The sequence below is a fragment of the Thalassobius vesicularis genome (assembly GCF_004799325.1).
In the GTDB taxonomy this organism is placed as follows: Bacteria; Pseudomonadota; Alphaproteobacteria; order Rhodobacterales; family Rhodobacteraceae; genus Thalassobius; species Thalassobius vesicularis.
In genome coordinates this window covers 143,535-165,125 of the sequence record NZ_SSMD01000004.1, presented here as the reverse complement: position 1 = coordinate 165,125, position 21,591 = coordinate 143,535, and the positions used below count along the sequence as shown (strand labels likewise).

Genomic DNA, 21,591 nt, shown 5'->3' with positions numbered 1-21,591 from the left:
AACATCCTGTCTGGAAAATCACCCCACCCCGGGGAAAAGCAACACCGGGGGCCGCACCTACGCCGCCCCCGGTGCCATAGCCGTTCAGATCACTTGCCGTTGCGGATCGGAATCGGCAGATCGTCGATGGTCAGTTCGCGCACCAGCTCGGGGATGGCCCAATCGACGCCGTCTTCGACCTTGATCTTGAAGTGGTACATGGACTGCAGCGCCTGGTGGTCTTCGGCGCGGAACTTCATCTTACCCTTGGGGGTGTCCCACTCCATGCCTTCCATCGCGGTGATCAGCGCCTCGGTGTCGGTGCCACCGGCCTTCTTGATCGCTTCGACCACGGCCAGACCGGCCGCCATGCCACCCGCGGTGAAGAAATCCGGCGGAGTGCCGAACCGCTCCTGGTGGGTTTTCACCAGCCAGTCGTTGATCTCGTTCTTCGGGTTTTCATAGAAGTAGTAGGTCGCGCCTTCCATGCCCGGGAACTGCTTGTACGCTGCCAGAGCCGCCAGGATGTTGCCGCCGGTCGCCATTTCGATGCCGAAACGGCTGGGGTCCATCGCCTGGATCTTGCTCATCGGGTTGCCGCCGCCGGCCCAGATCACGAACAGCTTCTTGGTGCCATCCACGTCCTTCATCGCGTTGAAGATACGCTCGGCCGCTGCGGTGAAATCGGTGGTGTCGGTGGGAACGTATTCCTCGCTCACGATCTCGGCGCCGGTGTTGGCCAGAGCTTCCTTGAACGCGGCCACACCATCACGGCCAAACGCATAGTCCTGCGCCAGGGTGGCGATCTTCACGTTCTCGCCGCCCAAAGCAATCGCGTTCGCAACCGCATCCTGCGAGCTGTTACGCCCGGTGCGGAAGATATAGCGGTTCCAGTTTTCCCCGGTGATCGAGTCGGCCACGGCGGGTTCCACGATCAGGATCTTTTCATATTCTTCGGCCACGGGCAGCATCGCCAGCGCCACGCCCGAGCTGACGGGACCAACGGCCAGATCCACCTCGTCGTCGCCATAGGCTTCGGCCAGCAGCGCCTTGCCGTTGTCCGGCTTCAGCTGGGTGTCCTTCTCGATCACGACGATCTTCTCGCCGTTGATCTCCATGGTGCCGCCGGTGGCGTATTCCAAGCCCAGCATCAGGCCATCATGCGATTGCTTGGCATAGGCCTCGAACGGGCCGGTTTTGCCATACACGTGGGCGATCTTGATGTCGGCCAGTGCGCCCGAGGCAGCCAGAGCCAGAACCGAGGCGAGCCCGGCCAGAACAGTACGTTTCACGGTGATCCTCCCTGATCAAAAAAGATGCGTTCAACCATCTGTCCATATGCTAGATTTTGGGCTTCCAACCTGTCAATCAGTACAAACCCGTACATTTTGCAGGGCCGTTTCGCCCTTTGAAAACAGGGGTTTTCGACGATTTTCCTACCGGAAACTACGTAGGTCAAAGCTTCAGGCAAACGCGCCCCAGATCAGCTTGGCCGCCAGGATCGACAGCACCCCAAGGATGATCCGGTCGAACGCCTGCTGCGACAGTTTCCGCCCCAGCCAGGCCCCGATCGGCATGCCACTGACCAGCGGAATCAGCGCACCGGCCGACAGCGCGGCCATGTGGGTGTCCAGCAGCCCGTACCAGATCAGCAACGGCAGTTGCACCAACCCCAGCCCCACGAAAAACGCCGAGGCCGTCGGCATGAACGTCTCGCGCCGCAGCCGCATCGCGTTCAGGAATGTGATCGAGACTGGCGCCGACAACCCCGCCGCCGTCTGCATCGTTCCGGCAACGAAGCCGGCCACCGGAGCCAGTGGCAACGCGCGCTCATAGCTCAGCATCCAGCCGGGTCGTGCCAGTCGCAGCACGATATACAGCACCAACGCGCCCGCGACGCCCAGCACCAGCCAGTCGGTGTGCACGTTGGCCAACACCCAGGTGCCCACCGCCGCGCCTGCCATCCCCGTCAGCACAAAACGCGCGATGAACGCGCGTGGCAGCAGCGTCTTGCGATAGGCCCAGACCTGCCAGATGTTGGGCACCAAATTGGGGATCGAAAACACCACGATCGCAAAGCGTACATCCACCGCCGCTGCCAGCAACGGCACCGCGATCAGGGGCGCGCCCACTCCGGTCGCGCCCTTCAGGATGCCACCCAGCACAAAGCCGATGGCGACGATGGCGATGACCTCGGGGGTCACGAGGACGGCCTCAGATACACCGCCCGCCGTCCACTTCCATCGCGACGCCCGTGATCATGCTCGCTTCGTCGCTGCACAGGAAGCAGGCTGCATTGCCCATATCCTCGGGCTGCGAGAACCGCCCCAGCGGGATCGTCGACAGGAACTTTGCGCGCATCTCCGGCGTGTCCTCACCCATGAAGCTGGCCAGCAACGGCGTTTCACCGGCCACCGGGCAAAGGGCGTTCACGCGGATACCCTTGGGCGCCAGTTCCACCGCCATCGTTTTGGTCGCGGTGATCATCCACCCCTTCGAGGCATTGTACCAGTTCAGGTTCGGACGCGGACTGAGCCCCGCGGTCGAGGCGACGTTCAGCACCGCCCCCTTACCCGCCGCGATCATCATCGGGTTGAACGCCCGCGCCATAAGGTAGACTGACTTGCAGTTGACCCGGAACACCCGGTCGAACTCCTCTTCGGTGACCGTCTCCATCGGCTTCGGCAGGTGCGTGATGCCCGCGTTGTTCACGATGATGTCGACACCGCCCCAGGCTGCCTCGGCCGCCCTGGCCATCGCCGCCACGCTGTCGCCGCTGCTGACATCCGCGTGCTGGGCGATCCCACCCACCTCGTCCGCCACCTGCTGTGCCAGCGCGATATTCAGATCGGCCACCATCACCTTCGCGCCCTCGGCTGCGAATTTGCGCACGATCCCCGCACCGAACCCGCTGGCCCCGCCGGTCACGATTGCCCGTTTTCCTTCAAGTCGCATAAATCTCTCCCTCGCGTTCATTCCATTCCACCATCAGCCGCCGGGCCACTTTCTCCCGCCGGGCCAGAAACTCTGGCGCCGAGCCATCGACTCCGGCCTTGTACCGCCGATCACCCACATAGGTGACGATCACCGGATCATCCCCGAATTGATCCGCCGTCACGTCCACGATCCAGCCCGCGCACTCCACCCAGGCGTGCCCACACCATACGGTACCGCATCGAAACCCTTCATCGCCTTCCGAGGGCGTACCCGCCACGAACTCTGCCTGAAGCCCGTGGCCGCGCAGCACGTCGCGCAGAAACAGGCTCGACCGTCCACACGTCCCCTGAGAGGGCGTCTTCAGGCTGGGGCTGCCCTCGTGCAAGTGCCACTCCGCCCAGCGAGGCTCCAGAAACGCCCGGACAGCCCGCGCGATCGCCTCGATCCGGCCGGACAGGCAGACGTCATCCATGAAACGCCGCCACGGTCTTCAAAGTGGTGAAGCCGTACATCGCCTCGAACCCCTTTTCCCGCCCGTGACCCGACTTGCCGCGCCCACCAAAGGGCAGTTCGACCCCGCCGCCGGCCCCGTAGTTGTTGATGAACACCTGCCCCGTGCGAATGCGTTTCGCCATCCGCATCTGCCGCGCCCCGTCGCGCGTCCAGACGCTGGCGACCAGCCCGTAATCGGTGCCGTTTGCGATCGCGATCGCCTCGTCCTCATCATCGAAGGGGATCACCACCTGCACCGGCCCGAAAATCTCGTCCCGCGCCAAAACGTGGTCGGGCCGCACGCCTGCGAACAGCGTTGGCTGCACATAGTTCCCGCCCGCCGGAGCATCCTGCAACAGACCCTGCGCCGCCGTCTCCAGATCATGACCCAGATCCAGGAACCCGCTAACGATCCCGCGTTGCTTGGCCGAGATCAACGGCCCCACGTCCAGGTCCGCCATCGCCGGACCGACCCGCAGCGCGCCGTAGCGTTCGGCCATCTTTGCCAGTACCTCGTCATGGATCGAGCGGTGCACCAGAATGCGCGAGGACGCCGAGCAGGTCTGCCCCGCGTTCTGAACCCCCGCGTTCACCAGGAACGGCAACGCCGCCGCGATATCCGCGTCGCCGAACACGACTTGCGGCGACTTGCCCCCCAGCTCCAGCGTCACCGGCACCACGTTATGCGCGGCGGCCAGTTGCACCTGAATGCCCGTCGCGACCGAGCCGGTAAAGCTGATGTGGTCGATCCCCGGATGCCCGCTCAGCGCGGCACCGGCCTCGCTTCCCAGCCCAGGCACCACGTTCAGTGCCCCGTCCGGGAAGCCCGCCGCCTTGGCCAGATCGGCAAAGGCCAGCGCGGTCAGGCAGGCATCCTCGGCGGGTTTCAGCACGCAGGCATTGCCCGTCGCCAAGGCCGCCCCGACCGAGCGCCCGATGATTTGCATTGGATAGTTCCACGGCACGATATGCCCCGTCACCCCATGCGGTTCACGCAGGGTGTAAACGGTGTAGCCGTCCAGATAGGGGATCGTTTCGCCATGCAGCTTGTCCGCAGCCCCACCGTAGAATTCGCAATACCGCGCCAGAGCGATTGCATCCGCCCGAGCTTGTTTCAGCGGCTTGCCGACATCCATCGCCTCAATCCGGGCCAGATCCTCGACCCGCTCAAGCACCAGGTCGCGCAGCTTCAGCAACATACGTCCACGTATGGCTGCCGGAGTCCGCCCCCATTCCCCTTCGTACGCCGCCCGCGCCGCAGCCACGGCAGCATCCACATCGTCCGCCCCACCGCGCGCGATTTCGCCAATCTGTTCGCCGGTCGAGGGGTCCATCAACGGCAGTACCCGCCCACCGACCGGCGCCACCCATTCGCCGTTGATCAGGCATTTTGACGGGTCAAACCACAGGTTCAGGTCGGTCATGTCTCTCTCCTCCGGTGACGTCCGCAGGCAGCACGGGCGCTGCGGCGATCAGTTGTTTCGTGTACTCATGCTGCGGGGCGTCGAAAACCGCCGCTGTCTCGCCCTGCTCGACGATCTCGCCCGACTTCATCACCATCACCCGGTCTGTGATCGAGCGCACCACACTCAGATCATGGCTGATGAACAGGTAAGACAGCCCGTACTCACCCTGTAATTTCGCCAGCAAATCAAGGATTTGTGCGCGGATCGACACATCCAGCGCCGAGACCGCTTCGTCCAAGATCACGATTTCGGGACGCAGGATCAGGGCCCGCGCGATGGCGATCCGCTGCCGCTGTCCGCCGCTGAACTCATGGATGTAGCGATCCATCGCCTCCGGTTCCAGCCCAACATCCTGCAAAACCTTCGCCACGCGGTCCCGCCAATCGTCGGGGCGTTGCGACATCAGATGGAAGGGTTCGGCGACCAGCCGCGCCACCTTCCAGCGCGGGTTGAAGCTGCTGTACGGGTCCTGAAACACCACCTGAATTCCAGATCGCAGCGCGTTCGGAAAGTCCCGCCCAACAGGAACGCCAAACGCCCGGATTTCGCCGCCCTGAATCTCCTCCAGCCCCAGAATTGCGCGCGTCAGCGTAGATTTCCCGCAGCCGGATTCCCCGACCAATCCCAGGCTCTCGCCTTTGCGCAGCTGGAACGAAACCCCCTTCACCGCGCGGAATGTTTCCATCCCACCCCACCAGCCCTTGCGGTGGATCGTGTAGTCGCGCACCACCTCGCGCACGTCCAGCAGAACGTCGTGCTGCTCTTCGGCCGATCGGTCCGGTTGGTGGGTCGAGGCCGCCAACAGCGCCTTGGAATACGGGTGCTGCATGTTGCGCAGCAGCCAGTCGGCGGGGCCGCTCTCCACCACCTCGCCCTTGCGCATGATGACGATCTCGTCCGCCATGTCCGCGACCACCGCCAGATCGTGAGAGATCAGCAGCAGGCCCATTCCTTCTTCATCCACCAGCCGCCGTAGCAGCTTCAGGATCTGCGCCTGAGTGGTCACGTCCAGCGCCGTCGTCGGCTCGTCCGCGATCAGCAATTTGGGCCGCAGCGCGATCGCCATCGCGATCACCACGCGCTGCCGCTGCCCACCCGACAGCTCGTGCGGATAACGGCTCAGCGGGAACCGATCCTGAGGCAACTCGGCCCGCCGCAACGCCTCGGCCGCGCGTTCCATCGCCTCGGCCCGCGTCACATCCTCGTGGATCAGGATCGTCTCGGCAACCTGCTCCCCAATGGTCTTGATCGGGTTGAGCGCGGTCATCGGCTCCTGGAATACCATGCCCACATCGCGGCCGCGCATCTTGCACAGGTTTGCTTCGGACAGCGCCAGAACCTCGCGCCCGCCCAGGTCGATCCGGCCAGAACATACGGAGCCGTACGGTAACAGCTGCATCGCCGCAAAGGCCGTCATCGACTTGCCCGAGCCACTCTCTCCGATCACGCCCACCACCTGCCCAGCGCTGACGCTCAGCGAGACGCCCTTCAGGATCGGCGCGCCGTGGATCTCAAGGCTCAGGCGATCGATCACCAAGAGACTCATGCCCGCGCCCTCCGCAATTTCGGGTCCAGCAAGTCGCGCAGCCCGTCGCCCATCAGGTTCAGCCCCAGCACCGTCAACAAGATCGCCAGACCGGGAAACAAGGCCATATGTGGCGCGAACGAAATCATCGTTTGGCTATCCGCCAGCATCCGCCCCCAGCTGGGAATGGGCGGCTGCGCGCCCAAGCCAACATAGCTCAGCCCCGCCTCGGCCAGGATACCCAGCGAAAACTGAATTGTCCCCTGGACGGTCAACAAATTCAACACGTTGGGCAGGATATGCTCGACCGAAATCCGCGCCGCCCCCTTGCCCGAAACCCGCGCCGCCATAACGTAATCACGCGTCCACAGGCTCAGCGCGCCCGAGCGTGTCAGCCGCGCGAAAACCGGGATATTGAAAATCCCGATGGCGATGATCGCGTTTAGCGCAGATGCCCCAAACACCGCGGTAATCATGATCGCGATCAGCAACGACGGAAACGCGAACACCAGATCGTTGCCGCGCATGATCAGCTCGTCCAGCAGGCTGCCTTTGCGCGCCGCCGCCGCCAGCCCCAGGGGCACACCGATCCCCATCCCGATCCCCACGGCCACCAGCGCCACAGCGATCGAGGTCCGCGCACCCACCATGATCATGCTCAGGATATCGCGCCCAAAATGGTCGGTGCCCAGCCAATGCGCGCCGCTCGGCCCCTTGATCTTGTTGGCAATATCCAGCGCCGTTACGTCATACGGCACCCAGATCAGGCTAACCAAGGCCGCCACCACAAACACTGCCGACAGCAGCCCGCCGATCCACAGGTTCCGCGCCCTCATCTGCGCCCCCTCAACCGCGGATCCACCACGGCATATGCCATGTCCACCGCGAAATTCACCACGATCACGGCGAACACCAGCAACATCACCACGCTTTCCACCACGATCAGGTCACGCGCAGAAATCGACTGGAAAACCAGCCGACCCAGGCCGGGCAAGAAGAACACGTTCTCGATGATGATCGCCCCGGCCAGCAGGAACGAAAACTGCAATCCGATGATCGTCAGCACCGGGATCAGCGCGTTTCTCAAAGCATGCCGCCACAATGCCTGCCGCTGGCTCAGCCCTTTGGCCCGCGCGGTCCGTATGAAATCCTCGCTCAGCGTGTCCAGCAACGAGCTGCGCATGACACGCGCCAGAATGCTCGCCTGCGGCAAGGCCAGTGCCACCGCCGGCAGCGTCAGCGATTTCATCGCCACGAAAAACCCGGTATCCCAGCCCGGAAACCCGCCCGCACTGAACCAACGCAGGTTGATTGCAAAGACCAGCACCATCAGCATCGCGAACCAGAAATTCGGGATCGCCACACCCAGCTGCGTCACTCCCATCACCGAGACATCCACGGCCGAGCCACGCTTGCTGGCCGCCCAGATTCCCGCCGGAAACGCAATCGCCGTGCTAAGCGTCAGCGCGTAAAGCGCCAACGGCAGCGAAATCCATAGCCGCTCGCCGATCATCTCGGCCACAGGCGTCCGATATGTGTAGGAGACACCGAAATCCCCGGTCAGCAGCCCGCCGACCCAGCCCGCATACCGCGCCCAGACCGAACCATTCAGCCCCAGCTCTTCGCGCAGCGCCGCCAGCGTATCCTCTTGCGCGTTGATCCCCAGCATATAGGCCGCCGGATCCCCCGGCACGACCTCCAGCGCCAGGAAAATCACCCCCGAGGCCACCACCAGGCTCAGCCCCAAAGACACCAACCGTTTCAGGAAATAGCGCAGCATTCCGCCCGTCACCCACGCCCGCAGGCTTGGCGCCCGGGCCTTGTTTCTTTCTGACGGAAATACTCCCGCCGGAGGCGTCCGCACGCGTCACACGCGCGAACGCCCAAGGATCAGATCAGTCTTCCCAATACACCGCAGTCAGGTCCGTGGCCTGGGTCGGCGCGTCCTTCCACAGGCCCTTGATCTTGGCATTCGCCACGGTCGGGAAGGCCAGCTCGAACAGGTAGCCGTTGACGTAATCCTTGGCGATCATCGTCTGTGCTTCCTTCAGGATCTCCGAGCGTTTCGCCGGGTCGGTGGTGGCGTTCAGGTCGGTCATCAGCTGCTGGAACGCCGGGTTGTCATACTGGAAGTAGTAGTCCGGACGCGCATAGATGCCGATGTCGAAGGGCTCGGTATGGCTGACGATGGTCAGGCCAAAATCCTTGCCGCGGAACACCTGCTCCAGCCACTGGGCCCATTCCAGATTGCTGATCTCGGTTTCAATGCCGACGGCCCGCAACTGCGCCGCGATGATCTCACCCCCGCGCCGCGCATAGGACGGCGGCGGCAGTTTCAGCGTGGTTTTGAACCCGTCGGGGAACCCGGCCTCGGCCAGCAGCTTTTTCGACAGGTCCGGATCATAGGCGCTCATCCCGGTCAGATCGACGTAATCGGGGTTGTGCGGCGCGAAGTGGGTGCCGATGGGTGTACCATAGCCGAACATCGCGCCGTCGATGATCGCCTGACGGTCAATCGCATGGGCCACGGCCTCGCGCACCTTCACGTTGTCAAACGGAGGCATCTTGTTGTTGGTCGACAGGATCGTCTCACCCTCGGTCGAGCCAACCAGAACCTGGAACCGTGCATCCGCTTCGAACTGCGGCAGGTTCTCTGGCGCGGGGAAGCCGACGAAGGCGTTCACATCCTCGGCCATCACAGCGGCAAAGGCGGCGGTCGGGTCGCTGATGAACTTGAAGGTCACCTTGTCCAGCTTGGCCGGAGTACCCCAGTAATCTGCGTTCTTCTCCAGGTCGATCTTGTCGCCCTGAACCCAGTTGGTGAACTTGAACGCACCGGTGCCGACCGGGTTGGTCTTGATGTTCTCGATCGACTCGGGCGCCACGATCACCGCGTCACCCCAGGCCATGTTGAACAGGAAATTCCCGTTCGGCCCGTCCAGCGTGACCTTCACGGTCATCGGGTCAACCACGGTCACGTCCGTGATCCCCTTGAACAGCGCCTTCTGCGCGTTGGCGCTGTCTTCGGCGCGAGCGCGGTCCAGGCTGAACTTCACGTCCTCGGCGTCCATCGCAGAACCGTCGTGGAACTTCACGCCCTCGTTCAGGTGAAAGGTGTAGACGGTGCCGTCCTCGGAAATCTCCCAGCTGGCCGCCAGACCGGGGTTAACCGACCCGTCCGAACCGAAGCGCGTCAGCCCCTCGAACACGTTGGAATACAGCACCGAGTCAATCGCCCCGGCCGCGGCCGAGGTCGGATCCAGGTGCGGCGGCTCCAGCTGCATCGCCACCACGATGTCGCTTTTTGCCTGGGCCATGCCCATGCTGGCTGCCAGCGCCAAGGCACTGATCAGACCGGTCTTGAAAACCTTCTTAGTCATCCACTTACTCCCTGTTATAAGGCCGCCTCTTCCGGGCTTGCCAAAAGCGCGATCAGCGTGCGGCCCATCACCTTTGCGGAATCGAGCATATCATCCACGCCAACATATTCATCCGGTTTATGCGCCAGATCCAAAATCCCCGGACCATAGGCGATGCAGTTCTTCAGCTTGCCGATCCGGTCAATGTGTTTCTGGTCATAAGTCCCTGGGGACACGACATATTCCGCATCCTTCCCAAGAGTCTTAGCGATCGCCTGCGCGACCTGCTGCACGATCGGGGCGGATTTTTCCGTCATCGTCGGCAGCACCCGATGCAGTTCCGTCACGTCATAGCGGAAGGCGTCCCGCTTGCCCTCGACCCGCTTCAGAACATCCATGATCTCGGCCTGAACGTCGTCGATATTCTCTTCGATCAGGAACCGACGGTCGATGATCATCCGGCAGCTGTCAGGCACGCAGGGGCTGGGCAACCCGGTGAAATCCGCGTCCCCCTCGGCCTGCCCGCCGTGGATCGAGTTGATGTTCAGCGTCGACTGTTTCGCCCCCTCCGGCACCACCGGCATATCCGTGCGTTTCAGCGCCAGCGCCGGGAACAGGGTCTCTTCCATCTCCTGCATCACGGCCCCCATGTGCCGCACAGCGCAATCCCCCAGAAACGGCATCGAGCCATGCGCAATCTCGCCATAGGTCTCGATCTCGGCCCACCACACACCGCGATGGCCCAAGCAAATTCGGTCCTTGTTCAGCGGCTCCGGGATGATCACGTGCTGCACCCGTTCGGGCGCAAAGAACCCCTGCTTGGCCAGATAGGCAACACCGCCGAACCCACCCGATTCCTCGTCCGCCGTCCCGCTGATCTCGATCGCACCGGCGAAATCCGGGCACACGGCGATGAATGCCTCGGCCGCCACGATAGACGCTGCCAGCCCGCCCTTCATGTCACAGGCCCCTCGGCCATAGACCTTGCCATCCTTCAATACGCCACCGAATGGGTCGACGGTCCAGCCCTTGCCCACATCCACCACGTCGATATGGCTGTTGAAATGGACACACTCGCCCGCACGCTTGCCTTCTCGCCGCGCGATCACGTTCCAACGCGGATATTTCTCGGAATCCCCCGGCGTCCCATGCGCCCGCACCAACTCGATCTCGAACCCCTTGCCGCGCAACCGCTTGGCCAGAAACTCGCAAATGTCCCGGTAATTCTCACCCGGAGGGTTCAGCGTCGGAATACGGATAAGATCCCCCGTCAGCTGGATCAAATCCTCGCGGCGGGCGTCGATCTCGTCACTCAGGCGCTGGTCGATGGACATGAAGGCAGGCTTCCTCGAGTCTTGCAATTGTCACCAAAACCATGCATCTCTGTCGCATACGGTGCCAATACCGTATGAACACGGTGAGCAATGGACGACCTCGAAACCCTAGCCTTCGATCAGGCCCCGATGGGCATCGCCCTGACCGAGCATCGCATGATCCGCGCCTGCAACGACACCTTCGCGCAGATGTTCGGCTTTGCGAAACCCGAGTTGATCGGCCAAAGTTTCCGCCTGCTCTACGGCACGGATCAAGAGTTTCACCAGATCCGCGACATCGGCCTGGAGCCCCTGCGCCAATCGCTGCCCTATTCGGACGAACGCATCATGCGCCACCGCGACGGGACGCAATTCTGGTGCCGCTTCCGCGCCCGCACCCTGACACCCGACGACCCGCTTGCCCGCATCGTCCTCAGCTTTGCGCTGATCGACACCGACAGCACCGGCCCCACTTTGACCCCGCGCGAACGCGAGGTGCTGATGTGGCTATCACGCGGCTATACCAGCAAGGAAATCGCCAAGGTGCTCGACCTCTCCCCCCGCACGATCGAGGACGTCCGCGCCCGCCTCCTGCGCAAGTTCAAGGTCAAGAACGTCGCCGTCCTTCTCTCGCGCCTCTCCGGCGTCGCCCACTAAACACGCGCCGAATCAGCGCCCGCCCTATTGCTTCTTTCTGATGCAAATACTCACGGCTCCACGCCGCAACGGGCGCAGGTCAAGTCAGGCGCGCGCCATCACCGCTCCGGCCAACATCCCCGGCAGGTTCTCGGCGCGCAGATCGGAAATCACCCACTCTGCGCTGCCGAAATCATCCGCCTGCGTGTAGGCTGAAGGCGTCACCAAAACCCGCAGCCCCGCCCCTTGCGCCGACAGCACGCCGTTGCGGCTGTCCTCGAACGCGATGCAGTCACCCGCCGGCAACCCCAGCCGCTCCAGCGCCAGCAGGAACACGTCCGGCGCGGGTTTCTTGGCTGTCACCATGTCGCCTGCTGCGATCACCTCGAACACCCCTGTCGCCGGGCGCCCCCAGCAGCACTGTGCCAAAGCCTCGACGTTGGGCGTGTTCGTCGTCGTGGCCACCGCCACCCGCACGCCCGCCGCCTTGGCTGCCTCAATCAGCTCGGCCACACCGGGGCGCAGCTCCAGTTCTCCGCGCGCCAGAATATCGGCATAGGCCTGCGTCTTTTCCTTGTGCAGCGCTGCGATCTCGTCGTCCGTCAGCCGCCGCGCGTCTTGGGGCAAGTTTTGCTGGAATCGCTTCATCCGTTCCTTGCCGCCGGTGGTTTTCAGCAGCCAGGCATAGTCCTCACGGCTCCAGTTCCAGTCCAGCCCCCACGCCCTAAACGTCGCGTTGAAGGCCGCGCGATGCGCTTCTTCGGTTTCGGCCAGCGTGCCGTCCACGTCGAAAATAAGTGCCTTCAGCATGTCTGCTCCTCCCGTAGCGCGCGCTCGACCAGCCCCGGCAGGGTGGTGAAATCGCTGAATTGATGCTGGTGCGGAATCGCCTCGACCGGGCTTTTGCGATAGCCCTCGGTGAACAGCGCGAACCGCACCCCGGCGCGCACCGCCGTTTCCGCGTCCACCTCGCTGTCCCCGACGTAGAGTGCTGGCCCCTCCCCCAAATGGCGGATGATGTGCAGCAGTGGCTCGGGGTCCGGCTTTTTCACCGCCAGTGTATCGCCCCCAACGACTCCGTTGAAGAACCGCTCGATCCGCAGATCGCGCAGGATCGAGCGGGCGGGTTCCTCGGGCTTGTTGGTGCACATGGCCAGCACATGCCCCGCCGCCGACAGGGCCTCCAGCGCCTGAACGACGCCGGGATAAGGACGCGTCAGATCGGTCGTCGCCGCGTTGTAATGGGCCAGCGTGACCGCCGTCAGCTCGCTGTGCCGGGACATGTCCAGCCCCGTCCGCTGCATCACCCGCTCTACCAGTTTCGGCAGACCGTTCCCGATGAAGCTGATGATCGTCGGCAGGTCCAGCCCGGCGATCCCCTGCTCGCACAGCATCTTGTTCGCCGCCGCGCGGATGTCGGGGGCCGAGTCGATCAGCGTCCCGTCCAGATCGAAAACTACGATGGCCATGGGCATACCTTTCCTGTCCCCACCCTTTCGGGTCGGGTAAATTCGTTGAATGTCAGTCTCTTACAGGGCCGTTTCGGCAGCTGCCCGGATCGCGCGGATGTTGTCGCCATAGACGCTGGGGTTCGACACCGAGCCACCCTTGAACACTGCCGACCCCGCAACAAAGCAATCCGCCCCGGCGGCCACCAGTGGGCCAACGGTGACGGGGTCAACGCCGCCATCCACCTGGATCATGATCTCGCGATCGCCGATCATTTCGCGGACTTGGCGCACCTTTTCGATCGACGAGGGGATGAACTTCTGCCCGCCAAAACCGGGGTTCACACTCATCACTAGCACCATGTCGACCAGGTCCAGCACCTCGGAAATCACGCTGGCGGGCGTGCCCGGGTTCAGCGAGATGCCCGCCATTTTCCCCGTCGCCTTGATCGCTTGCAGCGTGCGGTGCGGGTGGGGGCCGGCCTCCCAGTGGGCGGTGATCATGTCGGCGCCCGCGTCGGCATAGGCCTGAATATACGGGTCGACCGGCGCGATCATCAGGTGCACATCCATGAAGGTTTTCACATGCGGACGGAACGCCTTCACGGCGGGCGGGCCAAAGGTCAGGTTCGGCACGAAATGCCCGTCCATCACGTCCACATGGACCCAGTCGGCCCCCTGTGCCTCGATGGCCTGGATCTCTTGTCCGAAGTTGGCGAAATCGGCGGACAGGATCGACGGAGCGATCTTGATGGAGCGGTCAAACGACATGCGGCTATTCCTTTTGATCGGTCAGGGCGGGGGCAGAACCCCCGCCCCCCTATATTACGCGGCCGAGTTGATGCGAAGGGCCTGACGCCAGTTCGGGAACAATTTGTCCGCATCTTTCGGGAAGGATTCGAAGGCACGTGCGAATTCTTTGTGCTCTTTGGCGAATTCGACCGGGTCTGCACCCTCTTTCCAGCACTGTTCGGCCTGACGCAGACTGGTCGCCCCCGCAGCCGCACCGTCGATATGCCCGAACGAGCCACCGCCCGCGGTCATCACCAAGTTCGAGTGCCCAAGGTTCGAGAAGAACCCCGGCATCCGCAGCGCGTTCATCCCGCCCGAGATGATCGGCGTGGTCGGCGCCATTCCGGCCCATTCCTGGTGGAAGTAGGGCCCATCGGCGCTATCCTCGGTGATCATGTAGGCGATTGCCCGGTCGGCGGCCTCGCCCTCCATCTTGCCGAAGCCCATGGTGCCGACATGGATGCCCGACGCCCCCTGCATCCGCGCCATTTTCGACAACACGAAGGCGGTATAGCCACGCTGCGTCTGCGGGCTGGTCACCGCCCCATGCCCGGCACGGTGATAGTGCAAGTACTGACGCGGGAAGCGACGCCGCGCGGTGGTGATCGCCGCCGGGCCAGTGACATAACCATCCACCAGAAAGGCAACGTGATCGGCGTTTTCGGCAAACGTCTCCAGAATGAACTCGGCGCGAGCGATCATCTCGAACGGGTCATCGGCGGTGATATTCGCGCTGAACAGCTTGGCCTGGCCGGTCTTGTCCTGCGCGCGCTTCATCGCATCCGCGACCAGCCGCATCGTGTCCTTCATCGGAGCGAAGATCTGGTTGCCCTGCGGTTCATCGTTCTTGATGAAATCGCCGCCCAGCCAGAAATCATAGCACGCATCGGCGAAGGGCTTGGGACGCAGGCCCAGCTTGGGCTTGATGATCGTGCCCACGACAAAGCCGCCATTCACATGCGGACGGCCCAGCACACGCCACATATCGGCGATGGTAGTCGAGGGACCATCGAACAGGCGCAGGTAATCCGGCGGCACGTAGAAGTCATGCATCTTGGCATATTCCACGTCGCCCATGCCCTGGTTGTTGCCAATGGCCAGCGTCAGGAACGAGCAGATCATCGCCCGCCCGTCGGTGATGTTCCGGTCGAACAGGTCGACCGGATAGGCGATCTTCATCAGCTCTTTGTCCGGGTCGATTTCATACACCAGCGCGTCCACGCCGCGGGTGAAATCGTCGGTCGTGGACACGTCCACGTTCGTTCCGGTCGAGCTTTCGGCCGCGAAGTGGGCCGCCGTTTCCAGGTATCCGTACCCCGCCTTGGGCTTCATGATGTAGGCGACCAGCACATGGCGGCCTCCGGCGATCAGGTCTGCCTCTTTCAGGTCAAGACGGGCGTAACGATTTGACTGGTCCATAGTCATTCCTCCTGCTGGGTTGGCGGCCCCCTCCCGGGCCGCCTTATGGGTCGAGCGACCCGCTTTCGTAGCGGGCCGCCATGTCATCCATGGAAATGACCTTGATCTTGCTGGCATTGCCGGCGGTGCCGAAGCGTTCGAAACGATCGCGGCACAGGTCTTCCATTTCCTTCATTGCGGGAACCAGGAATTTGCGCGGGTCAAATTCCTGCGGGTTCTGAGTGGCCACCTTGCGGAACTGGCCGGTCATGGCCATGCGGCAGTCGGTGTCGATATTCACCTTTCGCACGCCATGTTTGATGCCGCGCTCGATCTCTTCGACCGGCACGCCATAGGTTTGGGGCATCTCGCCGCCATATGCGTTGATCAGGTCCTGCAATTCCTGCGGAACCGAGCTTGATCCATGCATCACCAGGTGAATCCCCGGCAGCTTCTTGTTGATCGCCTCGATGGTGGCCATCGACAGGATATCGCCATCGGGTTTGCGGCTGAACTTGTAGGCGCCGTGGCTGGTGCCGCAGGCAATCGCCAGCGCGTCGCACTTGGTGGCCTTCACGAATTCCACAGCCTGATCGGGGTCGGTCAGCAGCTGGTCATGGCTCAGCTTGCCTTCGGCACCCGAGCCATCCTCGGCCGCAGCCTCGCCCGTCTCCAGGCTGCCAAGCACACCCAGTTCGCCCTCGACCGAGGCACCGACCCAGTGGGCAGCGTCGGTCACGCGCTTGGTGATGTCCAGGTTATACTCGTAGGACGCGGGGGTCTTCATGTCCGCCTCAAGCGAGCCATCCATCATCACGCTGGTGAACCCGTGACGGATCGCGCTCAGGCAGGTCGCTTCGTTGTTGCCGTGATCCTGGTGCATACAGACGGGGATGTCGGGGTACATTTCCGACAGCGCCTGCACCATGTGGCGAAGCATGATGTCGCCCGCGTATTTCCGGGCCCCGCGGCTGGCCTGCATGATGACCGGCGCGTCGACCTTTTGGGCGGCCTTCATGATGGCCAGACCCTGTTCCATGTTGTTGATGTTGAAGGCGGGGACGCCGTAGCCATACTCGGCCGCGTGATCCAGCAATTGACGAAGTGTGATCAGAGCCATGTTCTGTTCCTTTCAGGCAGCTGCTCCGGAAAAACCGGGCAAAGCGGTGGGTTGGGGATGCGCCGGGGCGCGCTCTGCCCCCGGCTTAGCCTGCGCGGCAAGTCCTTGCCACTGTCAATGACCCCACCTGTCCTTACGGACAGTCTGGACGCAGGCTGCCAGCGCATCAGGCCAATCCCCCCATCAGTGCCGCGTTATCCGCCATCCGGCAGCTAAAACCCCACTCGTTGTCGTACCAGGCCAGCACCCGAACCAACCGTGTCCCCATGACCTTTGTCTGGTCGCTGGCGAAGTTGCACGAGTGGCTGTTGTGGTTGTAATCCACGCTGACCTTGGGCTCGGTCTCGTAGCTGACGATCCCTTGCATCGCGCCCTGTGCCGCCTCGGCCATGACCGCGTTGATGTCCGCCACCGTCACGTCCTTGCCCGCCACAAAGGTCAGGTCCACTGCGCTGACATTCGGCGTGGGCACGCGGATCGCGCTGCCGTCCAACTTGCCTTTGAGCTCGGGCAGCACCTCGCCGATGGCCTTCGCTGCCCCGGTCGAGGTGGGGATCATGCTCATCGCCGCCGCCCGTGCGCGGTACAGGTCCTTGTGCCGCCGGTCCAGCGTCGGTTGGTCGCCGGTGTAAGAGTGAATCGTGGTCATGATCCCGCTCTCGATCCCGATCGCATCGTTCAGCGCCCGCGCCATCGGGGCAAGGCAGTTCGTCGTGCACGACCCGTTCGAGACCACCAGATCGCTGCCCAGCAACTCGCGGTGGTTCACTCCATACACAACCGTACGGTCAACCCCCTTGGCCGGTGCCGAGATCAGCACCTTCTTCGCGCCGCGCTGCAAATGCACCACGCTGGCGTCTTTCGAGTTGAATTGACCCGAGCATTCCAGCACCACGTCAACGCCGTCCCAGTCCAGCTCGGCCGGATCATAGGTCGACATCACCCGGATCGGCCCCCGCCCCATGTCCAGCGTGTTGCCGTTCACCGTGATCGGATCGCCATGCCGCCCGTGGACCGAGTCATAGCGCAGAAGATGCGCCGTGGTTTCGATCGGGCCGGTGGCGTTCATCGCCACGACCTCGATATCGTTGCGGCCCGCCTCGAAGATGTGCTTCAGGGTGCACTTCCCTATTCGGCCAAGGCCGTTGATCCCTACTCGGATGGTCATTGCTGTCTCCTATTTCAGCCGGTCGCGCGCAGCCTGCGCCACCGCGTCGGGGGTGATCCCGAAATACTCATACAGTTCTTCTGCCGGTGCCGAGGCGCCAAAGCCCGTCATCCCGACAAACCCGTCCTCGGGGCGCAGAAACGCGCACCAGCTTTGCCGGATGGCGGCCTCCACCCCCACGCGAGGGGCATCGCCCAGAACCGCAGCGCGATAGTCAGCCGGTTGCGCCGCGAACAGCTCGAAACACGGCGCAGACACGACCGCCACTCGCTTTCCCTCGGCCTCCAACCGATCCGCTGCGGCCAGGGCGATCTCAACCTCCGAGCCCGTTGCGATCAGCGTCACATCCCGCGCGCCCGGATCGCGTAGCAAATAGGCCCCGCGTGCCGTCTGGTTCTGCGCCACATGCTCTACCCGCACGGTCGGCAGCCCCTGCCGCGACAGGCACAGCACCGATGGCGTCGCCGGTTCCAGCATCGCGATCTCCCACGCCTCGGCGGTCTCCACCACATCGGCTGGGCGGAACACCAGCAGGTTCGGCATGGCACGCAGGCTGGCGATGGTTTCCACCGGCTGGTGGGTCGGTCCATCCTCGCCCAATCCGATCGAGTCATGCGTCATCACATAGACCACCGGCTGCTGCATCAGCGCCGACAACCGGATCGCCGGGCGGCAGTAATCGGCAAAGGCCAGGAACGTGCCGCCATAGGGCTTGAAGCCCCCATGCAGCGACATCCCGTTCATAACCGCCGCCATACCGTGCTCACGAATGCCGTAGTGGATGTAGTCGCCCACGTAATCGCCGCGATGCACGGCCAGCATCCCCTTGGTCCGGGTGTTGTTCGAACCGGTCAAATCCGCGCTGCCGCCCACCGTGTTGGGCAAGGTGGCATTGACCACCTCCAGCGCCATCTCAGAGGCTTTGCGCGTCGCCACCTTGGGCCGATCGGCCGACAGTTGCGCGCGATAAGCCGTCATCGCCGCGCGCAGCGCCCCGGCATCCGGTGAGGCCTGAGCCGCCTCGAACGCCGCCCGCTTGGGATGCGTGGCCAAGCGCCCTTCCCAGTCGGTTCGCGCCGCGAGGCCACGCGTGGCCACCTTGCGCCAAGCATCGTACACATTCTGCGGGATTTCGAACGCTGGCGCGGTCCAGCCCAGCGCCTCGCGCGCCGCAGCAATTTCCGCGTCCCCCAGCGGAGAGCCATGCGTCGCGCTTGTCCCCTGCTTGTTCGGCGCGCCATAGCCGATGATCGTCTTGCACGCGATCAGGCTGGGGCGCGGGTCGGCCTGCGCCGACGCGATCGCCTCGGCCACGGCCTCTTTGTCATGCCCATCCACCGCCTGAACGTGCCAGCCTGACGCCGCAAACCGTGCCTTCTGATCCGTCGAGGTGGACAAATCCGCCGCCCCGTCGATGGTGATGTTGTTGTCATCCCACATCACGATCAGCCGTCCCAGCCCCATATGCCCTGCGAAATCAATGGCTTCGTGGGAAATTCCTTCCATCAGGCAGCCATCGCCCGCGATCACGTAAGTGTGGTGATCCGCCAGATCGTCAAAGCGCGCATGGCTCATCCGTTCGGCCAGCGCCATACCGACCGCCGTTGTGATCCCCTGCCCCAGCGGGCCGGTCGTCGTCTCGATCCCCTTGGCATGGCCGTATTCCGGGTGGCCCGCCGTGCGGCTTCCCATCTGACGGAACGCGCGGATCTGGTCCATCCCCATATCGTCATAACCCAGCAGGTGGTTGATCGCGTAGACCAGCATCGAGCCATGCCCCGCGCTCATCACGAAGCGATCCCGATCCGGCCAGCGATCCGCGCTGGGGTCGATCTTCATGAAGCGGTTGAACAACACCGTCGCCACATCCGCCATGCCCATCGGCGCGCCGGGATGCCCCGAATTCGCCGCCTGCACCGCGTCCATTGTCAGGGCGCGGATGGCATTGGCCATCAGGTCCTCGGTCGTGGGGGCCAGTTTGACTTGCGTATTCATCTTGCCCTCCCTCACGCTTTTCTGGAGTCTGCCACTAGGCGGTGAACCATCGGGGTGAAAATCAGCTGCATCGCCAGATCCATCTTGCCGCCCGGAATGACGATCGAGTTGGCCCGCGTCATCCAGCTGCCCTGGATCATCGAAGTCAGATACGGAAAGTCGATGCCGCGCGGGTTCTTGAACCGGATCACCACCAGCGATTCATCCGCCGTCGGGATCCAGCGCGCGATGAACGGGTTCGAGGTGTCGACCACCGGCACCCGCTGGAAATTCACATCGGTTTCCACGAATTGCGGGCAGATGCAGTGCACATATGCATGCATACGCCGCAGTATGGTATCGGTCACCGCCTCGGTCGAATACCCCCGGCTGGCCTTGTCGCGGTGGATCTTCTGGATCCATTCCAGGTTGATCACCGGCACCACCCCGATCTTCAGATCGGCATGTTTGGCGATGTTCAGACCGTCCGCCACGACCGCGCCATGCAGCCCTTCGTAGAACAGCAGGTCCGAGCCCGCGTCCAGGTCTTCCCAATCGGTGAAGTTGCCCGGCGCGACGCCCCATTTCTCGGCCTCGCGGTCGTCATGCACATAGTGGCGCGTCTTGCCCAGGCCGGTGGCGCCATAGCTGCGGAACACGCCTTCCAGCTCGCCCAACTCATTGGCGTCATAGGAAAAGTGGCTGAACGTCTCGTCGCCGGCCGCCTTCCGCGACTCCAGTTCGGCTTTCATGTCAGCACGATTGTAGCGGTGGAACGCGTCCCCCTCGATGCTGACGGATTTGATGCCTTCGCGGCGGAAAATCTGGTCGAAGGTCGATTTGACCGTTGTGGTCCCGGCACCGGACGAACCGGTGACCGAGATAATCGGGTGCTTCTTGCTCATCCCAGCCTCCTCCCAAAGGCAAGTGGATCAGCCGCGGAACAGCCCCCTTTGTCCGAACAGAGCCGAGACTTCCTCCTCCGGCAAGTCGTGGTAGGCCGCGACGCGATCCACCTTCTCGGCGCTGCCGAACACCAACGGGGCGCGCCCGTGCAGGGTTTCAGCGGCTTGGTTCATGATCGGGTCGCTGCCGTCGGTGGCGCGGCCCTTGGCCTGCTCGATCACAAAGGCGATCGGGGCACATTCGTAGACCATGCGCAGGCGACCGTTTTCGTATCCCTTCCGCCCATCGCGAGGGTACAGGAAGATGCCGCCGCGGGTCAGGATGCGGTGCGTTTCCGCCACCAGAGAGCCAACCCAGCGCATGTTGAAGTTCTTCTCACGCGGACCCTCAACACCGGCAAGACAGTCGTCGATATAGGCGCGCACCGGCTTGGTCCAGTGGCGGTAGTTCGAGGCGTTGATCGCGAACTCTTTGGAGGTCTGCGGGATCTCCATCGCCTTTTCGGCCAGCGCGTAGGCACCAGTGTCGGGGTCCAGCACGAACTGCATCGTTCCGTTGCCGAAGGTCACCACCAGGGCGGTCGCCGGGCCGTACACGATATACCCGCCGGCCAGTTGCTCCTTGGCGGGACGCAGGAAGCTTTCTTCGGCGCCCTCCTTGGTTTCGTAAATCGAGAAGATGGTCCCGATCGACACGTTCACGTCGATGTTCGACGACCCGTCCAGCGGATCAATCGCCAGCGCATATTTCCCAGCCTCGTTCAGCAGGATGGCGTCTTCCTGCTCTTCCGAGGCGTACCAGCGCACCGAGGTCTCTTTCAGAGCCGCCGCGAACATGTCGTCGGCGATCACGTCCAGGGCCTTTTGCCCGTCGCCATCGCTGTTTTCGCCCACCTGATGGGCCAGGGACTGGCCCAGAGAGCCTTTGGCGATGATCTTGGCCACGTCCTTCGACACAAGGCACAGCGCCTCGATGATGGGGGCCAGGTTGGCGGGGATCAGGTCACTCTGGATGACTTTGGTTTTGCTGGTCATTTTTTCATTCCGGATCTTATCGGTTGCAACACGATGTCCTTGCT

At 63.3% G+C, this 21,591-nt stretch carries 20 protein-coding genes; 1 reads left to right on the top strand and 19 read right to left on the bottom strand.

Translation table 11 applies throughout. The annotated features are described in order from the left end of the window. Positions 1-89: 89 nt before the first annotated feature. From E7681_RS09735 to E7681_RS09690, 10 genes are all read right to left on the bottom strand, one after another. Positions 90-1,271: a substrate-binding domain-containing protein gene (locus E7681_RS09735; RefSeq protein ID WP_136339095.1), complete on the bottom strand. Its 1,182-nt coding sequence runs from the start codon at positions 1,269-1,271 to the stop codon at positions 90-92. 171 nt (positions 1,272-1,442) lie between these two features. Beyond that, complete coding sequence (locus tag E7681_RS09730; protein WP_246032457.1) at positions 1,443-2,183, bottom strand: sulfite exporter TauE/SafE family protein; 741 nt, start codon at positions 2,181-2,183, stop codon at positions 1,443-1,445. Between the two features lie 10 nt (positions 2,184-2,193). After that, positions 2,194-2,934 carry an SDR family oxidoreductase gene (locus tag E7681_RS09725; protein WP_136339094.1) on the bottom strand — a complete coding sequence of 247 codons (741 nt, stop codon included), beginning with the start codon at positions 2,932-2,934 and terminating at the stop codon, positions 2,194-2,196. After that, positions 2,924-3,388 (bottom strand): transglutaminase domain-containing protein, encoded by a 465-nt coding sequence (locus E7681_RS09720; protein ID WP_136339093.1) that lies wholly within the window; start codon positions 3,386-3,388, stop codon positions 2,924-2,926. The genes E7681_RS09725 and E7681_RS09720 overlap by 11 nt, the downstream gene beginning before the upstream one ends. Continuing rightward, positions 3,381-4,832, bottom strand: a complete 1,452-nt coding sequence (locus E7681_RS09715; RefSeq protein WP_136339092.1) for an aldehyde dehydrogenase family protein — start codon at positions 4,830-4,832, stop codon at positions 3,381-3,383. The genes E7681_RS09720 and E7681_RS09715 overlap by 8 nt, the downstream gene beginning before the upstream one ends. Continuing rightward, on the bottom strand, positions 4,807-6,420 hold the full coding sequence (locus E7681_RS09710) for an ABC transporter ATP-binding protein (protein ID WP_136339091.1): 1,614 nt from the start codon (positions 6,418-6,420) through the stop codon (positions 4,807-4,809). The genes E7681_RS09715 and E7681_RS09710 overlap by 26 nt, the downstream gene beginning before the upstream one ends. Next, entirely contained in the window at positions 6,417-7,235 is an 819-nt protein-coding gene (locus tag E7681_RS09705; RefSeq protein ID WP_136339090.1) for an ABC transporter permease, read from the bottom strand. Before E7681_RS09705 ends, E7681_RS09710 begins: the two co-directional genes overlap by 4 nt. Next, entirely contained in the window at positions 7,232-8,179 is a 948-nt protein-coding gene (locus E7681_RS09700) for an ABC transporter permease (protein WP_136339089.1), read from the bottom strand. Before E7681_RS09700 ends, E7681_RS09705 begins: the two co-directional genes overlap by 4 nt. Positions 8,180-8,294: 115 nt before the next feature. Then, on the bottom strand, positions 8,295-9,779 hold the full coding sequence (locus E7681_RS09695) for an ABC transporter substrate-binding protein (protein WP_136339088.1): 1,485 nt from the start codon (positions 9,777-9,779) through the stop codon (positions 8,295-8,297). A gap of 14 nt (positions 9,780-9,793) precedes the next feature. Continuing rightward, entirely contained in the window at positions 9,794-11,092 is a 1,299-nt protein-coding gene (locus E7681_RS09690) for an acetylornithine deacetylase/succinyl-diaminopimelate desuccinylase family protein (RefSeq protein WP_136339087.1), read from the bottom strand. 90 nt (positions 11,093-11,182) lie between these two features. Between E7681_RS09690 and E7681_RS09685 the strand changes: the two genes are divergently transcribed. Continuing rightward, positions 11,183-11,728, top strand: coding sequence for a PAS and helix-turn-helix domain-containing protein (locus tag E7681_RS09685; RefSeq protein ID WP_136339086.1), 546 nt, complete (start codon positions 11,183-11,185; stop codon positions 11,726-11,728). A gap of 84 nt (positions 11,729-11,812) precedes the next feature. Here E7681_RS09685 and E7681_RS09680 read toward each other — a convergent pair whose 3' ends face one another. The 9 genes from E7681_RS09680 to E7681_RS09640 form a co-directional block, all read right to left on the bottom strand. Then, positions 11,813-12,517, bottom strand: a complete 705-nt coding sequence (locus E7681_RS09680; RefSeq protein ID WP_136339085.1) for an HAD family hydrolase — start codon at positions 12,515-12,517, stop codon at positions 11,813-11,815. Continuing rightward, a complete protein-coding gene (gph, locus tag E7681_RS09675; RefSeq protein ID WP_168733185.1) occupies positions 12,511-13,176 on the bottom strand; it encodes a phosphoglycolate phosphatase in 666 nt (221 codons plus the stop codon). Before gph ends, E7681_RS09680 begins: the two co-directional genes overlap by 7 nt. 60 nt (positions 13,177-13,236) lie before the next feature. Further along, positions 13,237-13,926 (bottom strand): ribulose-phosphate 3-epimerase, encoded by a 690-nt coding sequence (gene rpe, locus E7681_RS09670; protein ID WP_136339083.1) that lies wholly within the window; start codon positions 13,924-13,926, stop codon positions 13,237-13,239. 54 nt (positions 13,927-13,980) lie between these two features. Further along, on the bottom strand, positions 13,981-15,366 hold the full coding sequence (locus tag E7681_RS09665) for a ribulose-bisphosphate carboxylase (protein WP_136339082.1): 1,386 nt from the start codon (positions 15,364-15,366) through the stop codon (positions 13,981-13,983). Positions 15,367-15,409: 43 nt separating this feature from the next. Then, the gene (fba, locus tag E7681_RS09660) at positions 15,410-16,465 is read right to left on the bottom strand and encodes a class II fructose-bisphosphate aldolase (protein ID WP_136339081.1); all 1,056 of its coding nucleotides are present in this window, start codon (positions 16,463-16,465) and stop codon (positions 15,410-15,412) included. 166 nt (positions 16,466-16,631) lie between these two features. Continuing rightward, on the bottom strand, positions 16,632-17,633 hold the full coding sequence (gene gap, locus E7681_RS09655; RefSeq protein WP_136339080.1) for a type I glyceraldehyde-3-phosphate dehydrogenase: 1,002 nt from the start codon (positions 17,631-17,633) through the stop codon (positions 16,632-16,634). Positions 17,634-17,642: 9 nt separating this feature from the next. Continuing rightward, on the bottom strand, positions 17,643-19,628 hold the full coding sequence (gene tkt, locus E7681_RS09650; RefSeq protein WP_136339079.1) for a transketolase: 1,986 nt from the start codon (positions 19,626-19,628) through the stop codon (positions 17,643-17,645). An 11-nt stretch (positions 19,629-19,639) separates the two neighbouring features. Continuing rightward, positions 19,640-20,512, bottom strand: coding sequence for a phosphoribulokinase (locus tag E7681_RS09645; RefSeq protein ID WP_136339078.1), 873 nt, complete (start codon positions 20,510-20,512; stop codon positions 19,640-19,642). A gap of 27 nt (positions 20,513-20,539) precedes the next feature. Then, the gene (locus E7681_RS09640) at positions 20,540-21,547 is read right to left on the bottom strand and encodes a class 1 fructose-bisphosphatase (protein WP_136339077.1); all 1,008 of its coding nucleotides are present in this window, start codon (positions 21,545-21,547) and stop codon (positions 20,540-20,542) included. Positions 21,548-21,591 lie beyond the last annotated feature (44 nt).

Coding starts and splice junctions, on each gene's coding strand:
- fba (WP_136339081.1), bottom strand. CDS start 16,465: ATGGCTCTGATCACACTTCGTCAATTGCTGGATCACGCGGCCGAGTAT.
- E7681_RS09640 (WP_136339077.1), bottom strand. CDS start 21,547: ATGACCAGCAAAACCAAAGTCATCCAGAGTGACCTGATCCCCGCCAAC.
- E7681_RS09710 (WP_136339091.1), bottom strand. CDS start 6,420: ATGAGTCTCTTGGTGATCGATCGCCTGAGCCTTGAGATCCACGGCGCG.
- E7681_RS09685 (WP_136339086.1), top strand. CDS start 11,183: ATGGACGACCTCGAAACCCTAGCCTTCGATCAGGCCCCGATGGGCATC.
- E7681_RS09665 (WP_136339082.1), bottom strand. CDS start 15,366: ATGGACCAGTCAAATCGTTACGCCCGTCTTGACCTGAAAGAGGCAGAC.
- tkt (WP_136339079.1), bottom strand. CDS start 19,628: ATGAATACGCAAGTCAAACTGGCCCCCACGACCGAGGACCTGATGGCC.
- E7681_RS09725 (WP_136339094.1), bottom strand. CDS start 2,934: ATGCGACTTGAAGGAAAACGGGCAATCGTGACCGGCGGGGCCAGCGGG.
- E7681_RS09700 (WP_136339089.1), bottom strand. CDS start 8,179: ATGCTGCGCTATTTCCTGAAACGGTTGGTGTCTTTGGGGCTGAGCCTG.
- E7681_RS09690 (WP_136339087.1), bottom strand. CDS start 11,092: ATGTCCATCGACCAGCGCCTGAGTGACGAGATCGACGCCCGCCGCGAG.
- E7681_RS09695 (WP_136339088.1), bottom strand. CDS start 9,779: ATGACTAAGAAGGTTTTCAAGACCGGTCTGATCAGTGCCTTGGCGCTG.
- E7681_RS09720 (WP_136339093.1), bottom strand. CDS start 3,388: ATGGATGACGTCTGCCTGTCCGGCCGGATCGAGGCGATCGCGCGGGCT.
- gap (WP_136339080.1), bottom strand. CDS start 17,633: ATGACCATCCGAGTAGGGATCAACGGCCTTGGCCGAATAGGGAAGTGC.
- gph (WP_168733185.1), bottom strand. CDS start 13,176: ATGGCCATCGTAGTTTTCGATCTGGACGGGACGCTGATCGACTCGGCC.
- E7681_RS09680 (WP_136339085.1), bottom strand. CDS start 12,517: ATGCTGAAGGCACTTATTTTCGACGTGGACGGCACGCTGGCCGAAACC.
- rpe (WP_136339083.1), bottom strand. CDS start 13,926: ATGTCGTTTGACCGCTCCATCAAGATCGCTCCGTCGATCCTGTCCGCC.
- E7681_RS09645 (WP_136339078.1), bottom strand. CDS start 20,512: ATGAGCAAGAAGCACCCGATTATCTCGGTCACCGGTTCGTCCGGTGCC.
- E7681_RS09715 (WP_136339092.1), bottom strand. CDS start 4,832: ATGACCGACCTGAACCTGTGGTTTGACCCGTCAAAATGCCTGATCAAC.
- E7681_RS09705 (WP_136339090.1), bottom strand. CDS start 7,235: ATGAGGGCGCGGAACCTGTGGATCGGCGGGCTGCTGTCGGCAGTGTTT.